The 15,878-nt window shown below is 25.7% G+C and carries 18 protein-coding genes; 9 read left to right on the top strand and 9 right to left on the bottom strand.

The window, feature by feature from the left end; translation table 4 throughout:
• Nucleotide 1: 1 nt before the first annotated feature.
• Nucleotides 2-825 (top strand): IS5 family transposase gene (locus tag AAHJ00_RS07215; RefSeq protein WP_342223477.1). Its coding sequence is split into 2 segments (ribosomal slippage): nt 2-398 and nt 398-825, totalling 825 coding nucleotides; the frame shifts between segments, so codons are not numbered across the junction.
• A gap of 135 nt (nt 826-960) precedes the next feature.
• On the opposite strand, the gene AAHJ00_RS08010 is transcribed toward AAHJ00_RS07215, so the two are convergent.
• Genes AAHJ00_RS08010 through AAHJ00_RS07225 form a run of 3 tightly spaced genes read right to left on the bottom strand, consistent with a single transcriptional unit; the run spans nt 961 to nt 1,891 of the window.
• Nucleotides 961-1,269 carry a transposase family protein gene (locus AAHJ00_RS08010; protein WP_425288897.1) on the bottom strand — a complete coding sequence of 103 codons (309 nt, stop codon included), beginning with the start codon at nt 1,267-1,269 and terminating at the stop codon, nt 961-963.
• Nucleotides 1,254-1,706: a transposase family protein gene (locus AAHJ00_RS07220; RefSeq protein ID WP_342223479.1), complete on the bottom strand. Its 453-nt coding sequence runs from the start codon at nt 1,704-1,706 to the stop codon at nt 1,254-1,256. Before AAHJ00_RS07220 ends, AAHJ00_RS08010 begins: the two co-directional genes overlap by 16 nt.
• 53 nt (nt 1,707-1,759) lie before the next feature.
• Entirely contained in the window at nt 1,760-1,891 is a 132-nt protein-coding gene (locus tag AAHJ00_RS07225; RefSeq protein ID WP_342223965.1) for a hypothetical protein, read from the bottom strand.
• A gap of 57 nt (nt 1,892-1,948) precedes the next feature.
• On the opposite strand from AAHJ00_RS07225, the gene AAHJ00_RS07230 reads away from it, so the two are divergent.
• From AAHJ00_RS07230 to AAHJ00_RS07260, 7 genes are all read left to right on the top strand, one after another.
• A complete protein-coding gene (locus AAHJ00_RS07230; RefSeq protein WP_342223478.1) occupies nt 1,949-2,899 on the top strand; it encodes an IS30 family transposase in 951 nt (316 codons plus the stop codon).
• Between the two features lie 182 nt (nt 2,900-3,081).
• The gene (locus tag AAHJ00_RS07235) at nt 3,082-3,702 is read left to right on the top strand and encodes a hypothetical protein (protein WP_342223966.1); all 621 of its coding nucleotides are present in this window, start codon (nt 3,082-3,084) and stop codon (nt 3,700-3,702) included.
• Between the two features lie 3 nt (nt 3,703-3,705).
• The gene (locus AAHJ00_RS07240) at nt 3,706-3,990 is read left to right on the top strand and encodes a hypothetical protein (RefSeq protein WP_342223674.1); all 285 of its coding nucleotides are present in this window, start codon (nt 3,706-3,708) and stop codon (nt 3,988-3,990) included.
• Nucleotides 3,991-3,992: 2 nt separating this feature from the next.
• The gene (locus AAHJ00_RS07245; protein ID WP_342223675.1) at nt 3,993-4,241 is read left to right on the top strand and encodes a hypothetical protein; all 249 of its coding nucleotides are present in this window, start codon (nt 3,993-3,995) and stop codon (nt 4,239-4,241) included.
• Nucleotides 4,242-4,263: 22 nt separating this feature from the next.
• On the top strand, nt 4,264-4,656 hold the full coding sequence (locus AAHJ00_RS07250) for a hypothetical protein (RefSeq protein ID WP_342223676.1): 393 nt from the start codon (nt 4,264-4,266) through the stop codon (nt 4,654-4,656).
• A gap of 265 nt (nt 4,657-4,921) precedes the next feature.
• Entirely contained in the window at nt 4,922-6,781 is a 1,860-nt protein-coding gene (locus AAHJ00_RS07255; RefSeq protein ID WP_342223677.1) for a hypothetical protein, read from the top strand.
• Between the two features lie 50 nt (nt 6,782-6,831).
• Entirely contained in the window at nt 6,832-7,293 is a 462-nt protein-coding gene (locus tag AAHJ00_RS07260; RefSeq protein WP_342223967.1) for a hypothetical protein, read from the top strand.
• Between the two features lie 283 nt (nt 7,294-7,576).
• Here the strand turns inward: AAHJ00_RS07260 and AAHJ00_RS07265 are convergent, their stop codons facing one another.
• From AAHJ00_RS07265 to AAHJ00_RS07285, 5 genes are all read right to left on the bottom strand, one after another.
• Complete coding sequence (locus AAHJ00_RS07265) at nt 7,577-8,983, bottom strand: hypothetical protein (protein ID WP_342223968.1); 1,407 nt, start codon at nt 8,981-8,983, stop codon at nt 7,577-7,579.
• Nucleotides 8,941-9,927, bottom strand: a complete 987-nt coding sequence (locus AAHJ00_RS07270; RefSeq protein WP_342223969.1) for a hypothetical protein — start codon at nt 9,925-9,927, stop codon at nt 8,941-8,943. Before AAHJ00_RS07270 ends, AAHJ00_RS07265 begins: the two co-directional genes overlap by 43 nt.
• 29 nt (nt 9,928-9,956) lie before the next feature.
• Entirely contained in the window at nt 9,957-11,915 is a 1,959-nt protein-coding gene (locus tag AAHJ00_RS07275) for an ankyrin repeat domain-containing protein (RefSeq protein ID WP_342224629.1), read from the bottom strand.
• Entirely contained in the window at nt 11,873-12,382 is a 510-nt protein-coding gene (locus tag AAHJ00_RS07280; RefSeq protein WP_342223970.1) for a hypothetical protein, read from the bottom strand. The genes AAHJ00_RS07275 and AAHJ00_RS07280 overlap by 43 nt, the downstream gene beginning before the upstream one ends.
• Before the next feature lie 232 nt (nt 12,383-12,614).
• Nucleotides 12,615-13,438, bottom strand: a protein-coding gene (locus tag AAHJ00_RS07285; protein ID WP_342223477.1) for an IS5 family transposase whose coding sequence is annotated in 2 segments (ribosomal slippage) — nt 12,615-13,042 and nt 13,042-13,438 — 825 coding nt in all. Because the reading frame shifts where the segments join, the coding sequence is not laid out codon by codon here.
• A 276-nt stretch (nt 13,439-13,714) separates the two neighbouring features.
• Between AAHJ00_RS07285 and AAHJ00_RS07290 the strand changes: the two genes are divergently transcribed.
• Nucleotides 13,715-14,755 carry an Mbov_0401 family ICE element transposase-like protein gene (locus tag AAHJ00_RS07290; RefSeq protein ID WP_342223971.1) on the top strand — a complete coding sequence of 347 codons (1,041 nt, stop codon included), beginning with the start codon at nt 13,715-13,717 and terminating at the stop codon, nt 14,753-14,755.
• Here the strand turns inward: AAHJ00_RS07290 and AAHJ00_RS07295 are convergent.
• Nucleotides 14,752-15,702: an IS30 family transposase gene (locus AAHJ00_RS07295; RefSeq protein ID WP_342223972.1), complete on the bottom strand. Its 951-nt coding sequence runs from the start codon at nt 15,700-15,702 to the stop codon at nt 14,752-14,754. The two genes, AAHJ00_RS07290 and AAHJ00_RS07295, sit on opposite strands and share 4 nt — an antisense overlap.
• Nucleotides 15,703-15,878: the final 176 nt, after the last annotated feature.

The raw sequence follows: 15,878 nt of genomic DNA on the forward strand, positions 1-15,878 counted from the left end.
TATGAAATTTGATAAATTTAATTTTATTAATGATAAAGAATTATTACGATTAACTGGAATAAAGCAAAGTACTTTTAATAAAATGTTAAATATTTTAAAAGAAGCTGAGTTAAAAAAGTTTAAAAGAGGTGGTAAAAATAATAAATTATCATTAGAAAATAGATTATTGATGACTTTATCATATTGACGAGAATATCGTACTTATTTTCATCTTGGTAAAAGTTTTGATATTAGTGAAGCTAGTTGTTATCGAAATATCAAGTGAATTGAAGATATTTTAATCAAACATCCTGATTTTCAACAACTTGCTGGTAAAAAAGCATTAATAAATGATTATTTTAATGATAAAACAATTATTATTGATGCTACAGAAACACCCATTCAACGCCCAAAAAAAGACAAAAACAATCTTATTCAGGAAAAAAGAAAAAACACACTATTAAAACACAAGTAATTATTGAAAAAGAAAGCAAAATAATTATTGCAACAAATTTTTCTCTCGGTAAAAAGCATGATTTTTGTTTATTTAAAGAATCAAAAATCCCAATTTTAAAAAATACTAAATTAATAGTTGATAATGGTTATCAAGGAATACAAAAAATTCATAGTAATGTTCTAATACCTAAGAAAAAAACAAAGAAAAACCCTTTAAATAAAGAACAAAAACATAATAATAAATTAATTTCAAAAATGAGAATTATTATTGAAAATATTTTTGCTATTCTTAAAAAATTTAAAATTATTACTGAAAAATATCGTAATCGTAGAAAACGATTTAGTTTAAGATTTAATTTAATTGCTTCAATTTATAATTTGCAATTATAGATAACATAAAATATTTATTTAAAATTAAATTTAAATAATAAAATAATTTTTTGTTGTGTCAAAATTTACACATTTAATAAAATCCATAAGTATTAACCTAATAAAAGTTAGAAATTACTATATAGTATTTTTTATTTACAAATAATTTGTAATTATTTTAATAAGTAATGCAAGAAGTCTAATAATTCTCATTTTTGAAATTAATTTATTATTATGTTTTTGTTCTTTATTTAAAGGGTTTTTCTTTGTTTTTTTCTTAGGTATTAGAACATTACTATGAATTTTTTGTATTCCTTGATAACCATTATCAACTATTAATTTAGTATTTTTTAAAATTGGGATTTTTGATTCTTTAAATAAACAAAAATCATGCTTTTTACCGAGAGAAAAATTTGTTGCAATAATTATTTTGCTTTCTTTTTCAATAATTACTTGTGTTTTAATAGTGTGTTTTTTCTTTTTTCCTGAATAAGATTGTTTTTGTCTTTTTTTGGGCGTTGAATGGGTGTTTCTGTAGCATCAATAATAATTGTTTTATCATTAAAATAATCATTTATTAATGCTTTTTTACCAGCAAGTTGTTGAAAATCAGGATGTTTGATTAAAATATCTTCAATTCACTTGATATTTCGATAACAACTAGCTTCACTAATATCAAAACTTTTACCAAGATGAAAATAAGTACGATATTCTCGTCAATATGATAAAGTCATCAATAATCTATTTTCTAATGATAATTTATTATTTTTACCACCTCTTTTAAACTTTTTTAACTCAGCTTCTTTTAAAATATTTAACATTTTATTAAAAGTACTTTGCTTTATTCCAGTTAATCGTAATAATTCTTTATCATTAATAAAATTAAATTTATCAAATTTCATAATCTTAAATTCCTTATAATTTCTATTTTAAATATATTTTATAGGAATTTTGTTTAATAAATAAGTAATGCAAGAAGTCTAATGTTTCTTTTTAAAATCGGTAATTTAACACAAATTAACAAAGTTATTAATTTCGCTGAATTATACTTGTAAGTGCAAGTAAATAAAATTGCAAAAAATCTCATATAAAAATTTCATGATGCTAAGTTTATTTTAGAAAAAACAAAGCAAGGAGTTTTTATATGGGTTACAAACATCTTGGCATATATGAAAGAATTTATATTGAGAATCAATTGAAGTTTAAAGTAAAAATTAGTGAAATAGCTAAAAATCTTAATCGAAGTATTAGTACTATTATTCGAGAAGTCAATAGAAATAAAGATAGTAATCATTATTTTTCATTAATTGCACAAAATAAAGCAGAAAACAGAAAACAATCACATGTTTATTTTCATAAGTTTAAAAATAGAGAATTAGTAAAATATGTACAACAAAAATTACTATTAGGTTGATCGCCTGAACAAATTTATGGCAGAATTAAAAATTTTCATAAAGAATGAATTATTAGTTTTAAAACAATTTACAATTGAATTTATTCTGGATTACTTGAAAAAGTTACTAATAAAAATTTAAGAAGAAAAGGTAAGAAACGAAAATCTCAAGAAAATCGCGGTAAATTTAATGGTAAATCAATTAAAGAACGAAATATTAATGTTAATAATCGTATAACTGTTGGTCATTGAGAAGGTGATACTGTAGTATCATCACGAGGTAAAAGTAAATCATGTTTAATAACTTTAGTTGAAAGAACATCAAGATTTACTTTAGCAATGTTAGTTGAAAATAGAACTACTAAAGTTGTTAACGAAAACATTAGCCATTATTTATCAATTCTTCCAAATAATCTTGTTAAGACTATAACATTTGATAGGGGTAAAGAATTTTCTAATTGACAACAACTTGAAAAAAATTTAAATGTGAAAATTTATTTTGCTAATGCGTATTCGCCTTGACAAAGAGGTACTAATGAAAATACTAATGGTTTAATTAGAGAAAAATTTCCTAAAAAATTTAATTTTTCAAATACTACTAAAAATGCAGTTCATAAATTTATATTGTCTTTAAACCAAAGACCAAGAAAAATACTAAATTATCTTTCACCAATCGAATATTTGGTTAGAAAAATAATTTAGTTGCACTTAACTTTACAATTTGGCATTTCTTAAAAAATTCACCATTAAATATTGTTATTGGTTCATTAGGAACTGGAAAAACTGCTTTTCTAGTATATGCATCAAAATTACTAAAAAAGAAAAAATATCATATCGCATCAACCTTCCCATTACTAGAAACCCAAAAATTAAGTTTAGGTCATATGGGATTATTAGATTTTGATTATCCGGTATTGCCAGACAAAACCTTACTTTTATGAGATGAAACCAACTTATTTTTAGAAGGTACTGATTGAGAAAAAAATAATACCAAAAACGAGGAAACCGGTATCCAAGAATATTTCGCTCTGGCACGGCATTTTGGTCATATTGTGCTTGCTAGCGGCCAAAGAGATAAACATATTTGAGTTAAAGTTCGTGATATTGCCAATAATGTGATTGTGGGAATTCATAAAAAACCCGTTAATATTTTTCGCCCCTACTTAAAAGTCATCTATGGCACCTTTACGAGCATTGAAGAATATGAACGCTGACGAAACACCTTAATTGATGCTAAAAATAGCAAAAAGGGTCGTCGCATTAAATATCGTGATATTCCTGAACTTGATATTTATTTTTTTAAACTAAAAATTCCTCTACCAATATTAAACACTTACAATTCTTTTTACCTGGCGTTTTTAAGAGATTACTTAAATTCAAAAGTAAATTCTGACTATGAAGACAAATACTATACTGACACAGCAATTGATTTAGAAGACTTAGAATACTTAAAAATGGATAAATTCAGCAAATTTTTAAGAAAAATGAAAGAAAAGGAACAATAAAAAATGGAAAATCTTGCAAAAATGGCGGACTTTCTCGCTCAAATGCTTTATAAGGTCTTTGACTTAATTTGAAGTTTAGAAGTACCGGGGACAAATATTCAACTAATATTTCCTTTATTCTTAACGCTTGCTGTAGAATTTCTTATGGCAATTATTCTTGGATTTGGTAGTCAACAAGTTAATTTAGAAAAACAACGCCAATATGCTGTTAAAAATAAGGGGCGTTTAAGTGCGTGAGGAAAAGCTAAAAAACAAATAAAACCAATAAAAACAAAACAAGGTAAGTAACAATGTTTAAACTAATTATTATTTTTATCTTAATAACTGTTCTTGGATTATTAGCTGGTAGTCATTTTGAAACTTTAACGAACTATATTATTGAAGGGCTTGCCAATTTCCAAAAGTTTATTACTAGCAATTTAACAATTTTAGAACTATTTAAACCAATGGCACGAACGTTTTCGCAACACCCAATTTTTACCATTCTTGGTGTAACTTGTGTACTGATTGCTTTATTTATTGTGATTAAAGGACGATAAAAAATATGAAAGAAGAATTAAAATGAAAAAACTTTTAGGAAAATTATTTAAAAAAGATAATTCAAAAGAAAAAATGCCATTAAAATTAAGAATTAAAAATTCTTTTAAAAAACAGTGATTAAAAATAGTATTAAGTATCATTTTCATCTTTATAAGCTTATTAATTTGTGCATTAACAGTAATCGATACTAAATGAATAACCGGAACAAGTGACGAATTTAATGATTTTATGAGTAAAGAAATGATTAATTTCTTTGGCAAGTTCAATAGTGGTATTATGCTCGCGGGAATATTTGTTTTCTGATGAGGCGGAGCAATATATTTTGCAATTAAATTTGAAAAATTAATCCGCGTTATTATTCAGAAAATTAAAGCAAAAAGAGCCTTGAAAAATGAAATCAAACAAGCTCATTAATTCTTTAAAAAAATATTGATGGAGAATTTTGCCTTACATTTTTATGATTATTATCTTTTTCATTCCATTTTTAAAATTGGAAATTAATGATTTGAAATTATTATATGAAAAATTTGAAGCATTAATTTCACTTATGATACTAGGATATTTAGATATATGCATTACAATAGCGGTAGTTATAAACTGTAGCATTGAGTGACTTATTAAAAAAATCAAAACTAAAAGAACAACGAAAAATAAAATATTTTAAAAAGGAGTGGTAAAAATGTTTATGAAAATATTTACCGTGTTAATTATTGGTTTCAATAACATTTTTACCATTCCCCAAAACATTAACAATGACAAAACAACAGTACAATCACTAATTAGAAATAAAAGAGAAAGCAAAGAAACTTATGAATTAAACTTAAAAAAAGGATTTGTTTACTTAGTAAAAAATAGATGAAAAAAACCTACTACTGATATAAAATGAGATTTATATATACATACACAACAATGACCAATAAATATGCCAAACTGAATAAAAATTGATAAAATATCTCCAATTAACGAAAAGACAATACATAGCATAATAGATAATTACCATGCAAAAAACGAAAATATTATTGATGAACTTACAAAACTCAACTTTAATATCAAGTATGAAGAAATTGAAAACGGTAATATTCAAAAAAAGGAAATCTTTAATCTAAAAGTAACAATATTAAGAAATCCTACTTGAACACAACTAATAACAAAAATTGAAGGTCAAATAAGACCATCAACTGATATTGATTTACCAGAAAAAACCACTAAATTTGATGGCAACCATAACTATAACGATGTTGTTGATAATCTTGATTACTTAATGATTCATCGTGGTGATTTTGATAAATTTAATTACTCTTATCTCTATTGAACGCCAATATTTAATTTCATTAACACCTTAGAAAAAGGTTATTACAAAGAATTTATCATTAAAAACCATGGTTTTAAAGATGAAAGCTATTTTCATCATAAGACTTCTAGTAGTGAGAATGAAATTAATAAGAATGTTTTAAAAATTAAAGCTTTTAATAAAACCTTAATCGCAGGTAATAACTATTTACAATTATTACATGGTGAAAGTGAAATATGAAAATATGATACGGCAAATACTAACGATTATTACCTAATTAAGTACCTTTTTGGTACCTTAAATTATCTTAATGTTAAATTTAGTTTTTTGAGATACGACCCTGAATTAAAAAATGACATTTACCTTTATTTTAAAAACAACATACCTAGTATTAACAACAGCGATTACAAAAATGTTTTTGACGAAATCTACGAAATTCTTGGCAATTTCTTTGCAAGTTTATTTTATGCTACTTTTGATATGGATGAAAACACTCATACAGAAATTGATTTTAAAGGTGTAGAAAATTATAAGAAGGATTATTTTATTCAAATCGGTTTCTTTTACCGTTCATTAATTACCTTTTATCCCAAAAAATACTTAGTAAATATTATAGGAAACTCAGAATTATTACTAAGAAGTTATTTCTTTACTTTTGATAAAAAATCGCACCAAGAGAATTATAATGCCATTAAAAACAACAATAGCATTTATCAAATTGATTTTAATGTTCTTAAATCTTATGACAATAAACTAATTAAATTGTCAGCCAGTAACACTGCTAATAATATTAATTATCTTAACACCGACATTGATATTCGCTATGGTATTAATATTTTTACCTTGACTTTTCCGCTTTATCATAAAGGCAATATCTCTAACTACAATTTTAAAATTTATGACTTTAATGTCTTAAATTCCACGGCGTTTATACCTGATGGCTCAACCAACTCAGAATGAGATGATTTAATTCCGCCAGCAAATTGCAAATATTCTGGACGATGAATACCAACTTTTAATGACATTGGCTGTGCCATTCAAAATGCTGGCATCAAAATGATAAACTGAATGCTCGCTGCTTCACAAATCATTACGATTTTACGACCATTAGCAATCATTGCAAAAGCAACAGTTAACTTTTCAACTGCCATTTTTCCAATTTTTAAAATGGTGCCCGCCTTTTACTATACCTTTCAGTTTTTAATCGGTTTTGCCATTTTTCTAATGATTTTAAGGATTTTCGTATAATATATATATATATATATATATTGAAAAAACAAAATAAAGGAGTTAATTTTATGAAATTTTTAAATATAACCGCTGTTTTAGGAGTAATAACATTACCAATAGTTGGTTGTTCTAAAAAAACAAATGAACCAATATTACAAATTGAGAATGAATCATACGAATTAAACTTAAAAAAAGGATTTGTTTACTTAGTAAAAAATAGATGAAAAAAACCTACTACTGATATAAAATGAGATTTATATATACATACACAACAATGACCAATAAATATGCCAAACTGAATAAAAATTGATACAATATCTCCAATTAAGGAAGAGACAATACATAGCATAATAGATAATTACCATGCAAAAAATGAAAATATCCTTGATGAACTTACAAAACTCAACTTTAATATCAAGTATGAAGAAATTGAAAACGGTAATATTCAAAAAAAGGAAATCGTTAATCTAAAAGTAACAATATTAAAAAATCCTACTTGGGCCCAACTAATAACAAAAATTGAAGGTTAAACCTTTAATAACTAAATTTAAAAACTGTTAAAATACTACCTTTCTAAGGTGATATTCTATGGTGACAAATACCCGCGCCCTTAAACAACCAAACAATTTTTTCTTTTTTTTATTTTGTCAAAATAGAAAAGCAGTATTTAAATTTAAATACTGCTTTAATAAAAATATTTTTAATCTTAATTTAAATTAGATAATTAACAAATATATTAAAATTAAAAATCAGGTTATTTCTACATAACACATATAAGAAATATTTTTCTCTTTTAATTAAAAATGTTAAATTTTATTCTATTCCTAGTCAATCGCCTTCAGTGTTGGTCATAATGACAAAACCATCATTTTCATTATCTAATATTTCAAAATAACCATTTATTTGTTCAAAATGAAGTAGTATTACTTTTACAAAAGTGTTGAAATCTTCATTTGTGACACTTCCGCCTCAGCCAGAATGGTCATTTATAATAAATTTATTTTTAATAATTTTAGTAATGGTTGCTTGTGAATTTTTATTTTGTTTGATTTCATTTCATGTGGTTTTGTTAATTTTTAATTGATCATGGGCGAGAAATTTATATCATTTTTCAATGTTATCATAAACATTATGATGAATTGAAGTTGGCAACGCCATATCAGGTGTTGCATGATGATGAAAAGCAAAATACATTCATGTTTCGACAATTGCAATGCCACCAATCACCAAGGATAAGCCTAAAGTTTCCGGAGCCAGAGTGGCGGCCGCACCGGCTTCCCCGGCTATAACCCCGCCTTCAACTGCTGCTGTTTCAGCAACAGTAATTGTTCCTGCAATTTCTAACCCTTCTGCTGAACTTTCTGCTAAAAGAGGAGTCATTTCCATTGCTTCTGCACTGCCCGCAACATTAGCACCAGCAGTAGAACCAGAAACAGTCATTTTTGTTCCATAAGCTATTAAAGCACCCCCACTTAAAGCTGCTAATCCAGTATTTGTTAATTTTTCTTTAAAAGCTTTTTTATCGTTTTCCGATAATGTTTGATAGTAACGATTAATTTCATTTAATTTTTTTAATTTTTCTTCTTTTGAAAGAGCGTTGTATTGATTTATTGCCTTAGCAGTTGTTGTTTGTAAATTTTCCATATTTGTATTGATGGGTTGATTTCCTGCCGGGGCATTTTGTTTTATTTCGTCTTTATTGTTTTTAATTAAGTTAATTTCTAAATTTTCATCATTTTTTAAACTATCATCTTCTGTTTTTTTATCTACAAAATGATATTCATCTTTTTGTAATGGGGTTGCTGTTGGTTCTGGTGCCTTGGCAATATTATTACCTTGATTAGCATCATCATCTTCATTATTTTTAGCCAAAATGGCGTGGTGTTGACCATGGTCATCAACTGCTAATTTAATTGCGTTCGCCTCTGGTTTTGGCGTGGTTGGTAGTAAATTATCTGGCCTCTTGGTTATATCAACGATCAGGACATTTCCCTGATTGTCATTAATAGCAATAGGCTGATTTGTTCGATCTTCTTCTTCTGGTAAAGCAAAATTATAATGATTGTGAATACCCGAACCTTTTTCAAGCTCAACATAAGATATCGCGATGTTATTATTATTTGCATTTTGATGCACGGGTTGATATGGGCTATCAGTACCAACACCAATATTAGCATTTAAAAGATTACTCATGGCCAATATTTCTGGTGTCCCCCTCATGTTGAGGGTTGTCGCATTATTGCCAAGTAATTAGAAGCAATTTCATTATTTTCTTGAATAAGATTTCGAAATATTAATTCACCATTGCGAGTTATAATGGTATTTAAATTTCTTTCAATATAATCGACAACGCGATTACGAAAGACAATTCTTACCAATCTTTGGGCGGTGGCATCTTGATATCATGCTTGCGTATTCGTATTATTTTCTACATCAAATTGTTGGAATAAAGTTTGTATATATGATAAATAACTTAATTGTAATTCACCAAATAATTGAATGAATCGATTGCTAAATTCTTCATCATTATTTCTCGCTGGAAATAAATAAGCTGTCGCTATGGATCAAAATAAACAACTATTATCGGCTGGCACATCATACAGATTATTGTGATTTGTTACTTCTCTAGTGGTTTGGTTTTGTGTGCCACTATTTTGTTGTGAACTTCCAGCACCATTTACATTTGTATTACTGTTAGCCCCTTGATTAGTTGCATCGCTATTGCCATTTGACCCAGGACTACCATCATTATTACCAGAAGCATTTTGGCTTGGACCTGAACTGTCTCCTAATTTACCAACGGTAAATGTCACTGTAACTTCGCCAGGATAATAACTCTCGTCATTTCGTTTAATAACTGCATGAGTTTCATTACTATTTTCTTGTACTTTAACTTGATTAATATCTAAGTGAGAATTTAATTCCTTAACACGCTTTAAAATTGTCTGTTCTTGCTTATCTGATATTTCTCCTAAACCAGTTTCAGTAATAACATCCGCCAATTTAATTTTTAATAATTGTTCTAATTCTTTTTGAGCGGCTTGTAAATCGTTTTCAATTTTTGTTTTATGTTCTGGTGTTAAATTTTGAGGATTTTTTAGTAATTGATTACATACTTCTATTTTTTTATTTAGTTCAACAAATTTCTCTAAAAGATTTATCACTTCTGTGTGGCCTTTTCGGTTCGCAACATCTAAAGGGGGCCAACACCTAAATTAATTTTTTCATTGACATCAGCACCGTTGGCGAGTAGCAATTTTACAATTGCCAGATAACCGTTTTGTGCTGCTAAATGTAAAGGAGTAATACCATTTTCTGCTTTTGCATTAATATCAGAACCATGCTCTAACAATAATTTAACAATTTCTATATTATTATTTTGTATTGCGCCCATTATCGGAGTGTTTTTATAATTATTAATCGCATTAACATTAATTTTATTTTTACTATTTTGATTTGTTAATAATTCTTTTGCAAATGTAAAATTATTTTCCCATATTGTTAGATGCAAAATGGTGTTATTGTCATTATCTATAATAATATTTACATCAGCTCCATTATCAAGTAGTAATTTTACAGTTTCTACATTGTTATCTAGTTTATTACAAAAATATAAAGGAGTTAAGCCATTACTATCTTTGGCGTTGATGAAATTTTTAAATTCTACATTATCTACATTATTAAATTGCTCTTTTGTTTTTGAAATCAACAGTTTAACAACATCAGTATGACCATTTTCCGCAGCAACATGCAACGCAGTTCGTCTATTGCTTGTATTTGCATTAATATCAGAACCATGCTCTAACAATAATTTAACAATTTCTGTATAACCTTTAGCTGCTGCATAATGTAAGGGGGTCGCACCATTTTTTGCTTTTGCATTGACATCAGCACCGTTGGCGAGTAGCAATTTTACAATTGCCAGATAACCGTTTTCTGCTGCATAATGTAACGGCGACAAAACATTTTCAATCATTGCATTAACATTAATATTGGCATATTTTAATAATTCTTTAACAACATCTATATTTTTCTTTATTATTGCAAAGACCAAGGGCGTATTTATTCCATTTCCATTATTATCTAGAATATTGATAACAATGCCAGAACAACTTAATAATGATTTAACAATTTCTATACGATTAAAATATGCCGCAAGATGCAACGGTGATAATCTGTTTGAATAATCATTTATTATTTTTGAATTTAACCTAATTAATAATTTAGTAATATCTAAATTATTTTGTTCAATAGATAAGCCTAAAAGACTAATATCACCGCTACTAAAATTACGAATAATTTCCTTAATTTCTTCTTCAAGTTCTTTTTTCTGTTGTTCACTTATAGAATCAGAAGATAAATTATTTATTGTTTCTGAATTTGAGAGATTCCTAATAATTTTTATAAAATTTATTGTCTTATTAACAAAATCATCTTTTAATGCTTTCTCATTTTGATTTGCATTTTTATTAAATCATGTTGCTAACTCGTTAGTTAATTCTTGTTCATTTTTGAAGTTTAAAAGATTATCTAAATTTTTTATAAGAACTTCTCTTTTTTGAAAAATGAAATCATTTAATTTTTTCATTTTAATTAATTCATTTCAAATTTTTATTCTAAATTCATTAATCTGTTTTGAATATTTGTCTCATTTATTTAATTGGTCTTTATAATCTCCTCAATTTATTTCTTCATTTTTCCCATCAATGGTGTCTTGAACAACCTTCAATATATTTTTTAAGTCGTTTTTTAGTTCATCAACATTTCTAATTTCTGCAAAAATTTCTAAAGTCTTTTCATCACATTGAAACCGCATCGCCTCACTAGTAATAAAAACTAATCGCACTAAATGTTGTTTTATTTTATTATTATCTTTTATATTATGTTTTGATAATGCACTAATAGAATCGTCTATATTCGAGTAAGAAATAACGAAATTATCATTATTTAAATGACAATAATTACTATTATAACCTAAATTTATTGACTCTTGAATATTTAAGTCCTGTTTCTTAATTTCTTTTACTTGCGAATCTTTAAAATAAAAATATTTATTATCTTTATTTACAAATCCTTGGACATAAAAATCTTTTAAATTAATTACTAATTTTATACTTTGCTGACTACTATTTTTTTTAATGTTAAGATTAATATTTTTTCGTTGTTGATATGGTTCGCTTTAGCTCACTCAGCCATTTTTGGTTGTAGTTCTTCTAAAATTTCAATCAGTGTTTCCCGCTTATCAGGGGTACTTATAAGCCCACCCATATTGATGGTTCTTAAAGGATCAATTTGGTTATTTTTCATAAAGTCTTTTAACATTTTTTGAATATTGTCAGAATAATTTTTATTTAAAGCAATTTCTTTTTTAATGAATTCAACTTGATTATCTGTTGTGCTTGTTGAAGGTTGTTCGTTTTGTGGTTTTGTAGTACTACTTTTTGTTGGGGTGGCTTTTTTATTTTTTTGTTTTTTTGGTGCTTGTCTTTTTTGCCGCGTTAATGTTTCTGGACTGTTTTTAATTTTTGCTTTATTGTTATTAGGTTTATTGGCAACTAAGGGGCCGGCGGCATTACTAGTTAGTAAAATTACCCCTAGTAATTCTAAAAGTTTTTTCATACTAATCAAATTCCTTTCCTGAATTTTTACCAATTAATAAAATTTATTAAATAGACTTCTTGCATTACTTATTAAAATAATTACAAATTATTTGTAAATAAAAAATACTATATAGTAATTTCTAACTTTTATTAGGTTAATACTTATGGATTTTATTAAATGTGTAAATTTTGACACAACAAAAAATTATTTTATTATTTAAATTTAATTTTAAATAAATATTTTATGTTATCTATAATTGCAAATTATAAATTGAAGCAATTAAATTAAATCTTAAACTAAATCGTTTTCTACGATTACGATATTTTTCAGTAATAATTTTAAATTTTTTAAGAATAGCAAAAATATTTTCAATAATAATTCTCATTTTTGAAATTAATTTATTATTATGTTTTTGTTCTTTATTTAAAGGGTTTTTCTTTGTTTTTTTCTTAGGTATTAGAACATTACTATGAATTTTTTGTATTCCTTGATAACCATTATCAACTATTAATTTAGTATTTTTTAAAATTGGGATTTTTGATTCTTTAAATAAACAAAAATCATGCTTTTTACCGAGAGAAAAATTTGTTGCAATAATTATTTTGCTTTCTTTTTCAATAATTACTTGTGTTTTAATAGTGTGTTTTTTCTTTTTTCCTGAATAAGATTGTTTTTGTCTTTTTTTGGGCGTTGAATGGGTGTTTCTGTAGCATCAATAATAATTGTTTTATCATTAAAATAATCATTTATTAATGCTTTTTTACCAGCAAGTTGTTGAAAATCAGGATGTTTGATTAAAATATCTTCAATTCACTTGATATTTCGATAACAACTAGCTTCACTAATATCAAAACTTTTACCAAGATGAAAATAAGTACGATATTCTCGTCAATATGATAAAGTCATCAATAATCTATTTTCTAATGATAATTTATTATTTTTACCACCTCTTTTAAACTTTTTTAACTCAGCTTCTTTTAAAATATTTAACATTTTATTAAAAGTACTTTGCTTTATTCCAGTTAATCGTAATAATTCTTTATCATTAATAAAATTAAATTTATCAAATTTCATAATCTTAAATTCCTTATAATTTCTATTTTAAATATATTTTATAGGAATTTTGTTTAATAAATAAGTAATGCAAGAAGTCTAATAATCAACATGCTTTTTCCAAATCTTAGTCTGGAATCTATTCACTTTGCATTTTCATTATATACCGTCAAACAAAAAAATTCTATTTTTACTATATTAGACTTCTTACAATATTGTGATAGTAACTGAAAATTGTATTATTGAAGCAAATAAATTTAACTTTGTTAAAATTACTACCAAGAAAGGCGATTTTTTATGTTAGAAATTAATAATAATGTAAAAACCCCAGAAAATAAACATTGATTCAGTTTATTTACAACCCATAAAAATATGTACACCAACAAATGCGAACAACTAGCTAATGAATATGAAAAATTAGATGAATACTTATATAAATATCATTATCGCTTAAAACAAGGTTATAAAGTAGTTCATTTTGCACCAAGAACAATTATTACAATTTTTGATGATGTTACTTTTAAACGACGCCGATATAAATATTGAAATCAAAAATCAGGTAAATTTGAATATGTATGTTTGTTAGATAAAGAAATTGGTCTATTACCCAAACAACGCATTTATTTTGATGTCCAATTTAAAGTTTTAAGTCTTTTGGGTGATGGTAAACGATATCGTGATGTTTTAGATGCTCTAAATCATTGTTATATTTCAAAAGCTAGTATTTCAAGCATTTTAAATAAATATGATATTGTCGAATATTTTCAACTAGCAAAAAAAGAAACTAAAACTAGAATTGATGTCAAAAATAAGGACTTATATATTCAACTAGATGAGACATTTTTAGCAACATTAGATCAGAAAGTTAAACAAGACCAAAGAATTCGTTTAGTTACTTTTCATACAGGACATAAAGAAAAAAATTACAAAAATGCTCGTAGAGAGTTAGAAAATAAACGAGGTCATTTTCTAATGTTAAAAGTTGGTAAACGAATAAATACGATGGGTTATCGTGATTTATTAATTAGAGAATTACAAAAACATTATGTGAATATTAATTATGACAAAATAATTTTTTGTGGTGATGGTGCTACTTGAATTAGAGAAATTGCTAATAGTTTTGGTAATGTTAGATACATTTTAGATAGTTATCATGCTATTAAAAAATTAAAACAAACTGCATTTAATATTATTTTTGAAAATCGCAAAGTAACACTAAATAGTTGAATTAAATTATATAAGGATGGAAATCATCAAGATTTAGTAAAAAACATTCGTAATGTTGCTAAAAATGAATTAAATAAAGATATGCCAAATTGTAAAGTTAAGTGCAACTAAATTATTTTTCTAACCAAATATTCGATTGGTGAAAGATAATTTAGTATTTTTCTTGGTCTTTGGTTTAAAGACAATATAAATTTATGAACTGCATTTTTAGTAGTATTTGAAAAATTAAATTTTTTAGGAAATTTTTCTCTAATTAAACCATTAGTATTTTCATTAGTACCTCTTTGTCAAGGCAAATACACATTAGCAAAATAAATTTTCACATTTAAATTTTTTTCAAGTTGTTGTCAATTAGAAAATTCTTTACCCCTATCAAATGTTATAGTCTTAACAAGATTATTTGAAAGAATTGATAAATAATGGCTAATGTTTTCGTTAACAACTTTAGTAGTTCTATTTTCAACTAACATTGCTAAAGTAAATCTTGATGTTCTTTCAACTAAAGTTATTAAACATGATTTACTTTTACCTCGTGATGATACTACAGTATCACCTTCTCAATGACCAACAGTTATACGATTATTAACATTAATATTTCGTTCTTTAATTGATTTACCATTAAATTTACCGCGATTTTCTTGAGATTTTCGTTTCTTACCTTTTCTTCTTAAATTTTTATTAGTAACTTTTTCAAGTAATCCAGAATAAATTCAATTGTAAATTGTTTTAAAACTAATAATTCATTCTTTATGAAAATTTTTAATTCTGCCATAAATTTGTTCAGGCGATCAACCTAATAGTAATTTTTGTTGTACATATTTTACTAATTCTCTATTTTTAAACTTATGAAAATAAACATGTGATTGTTTTCTGTTTTCTGCTTTATTTTGTGCAATTAATGAAAAATAATGATTACTATCTTTATTTCTATTGACTTCTCGAATAATAGTACTAATACTTCGATTAAGATTTTTAGCTATTTCACTAATTTTTACTTTAAACTTCAATTGATTCTCAATATAAATTCTTTCATATATGCCAAGATGTTTGTAACCCATATAAAAACTCCTTGCTTTGTTTTTTCTAAAATAAACTTAGCATCATGAAATTTTTATATGAGATTTTTTGCAATTTTATTTACTTGCACTTACAAGTATAATTCAGCAACTAGAATTAAATATTGGTTTCATATTAGGAAGATGATTTATAAAAACTGGCAAAATAATAATTAATA

This window comes from Spiroplasma endosymbiont of Asaphidion curtum (assembly GCF_964031085.1).
In the GTDB taxonomy this organism is placed as follows: Bacteria; Bacillota_I; Bacilli_A; order Mycoplasmatales; family Nriv7; genus Nriv7.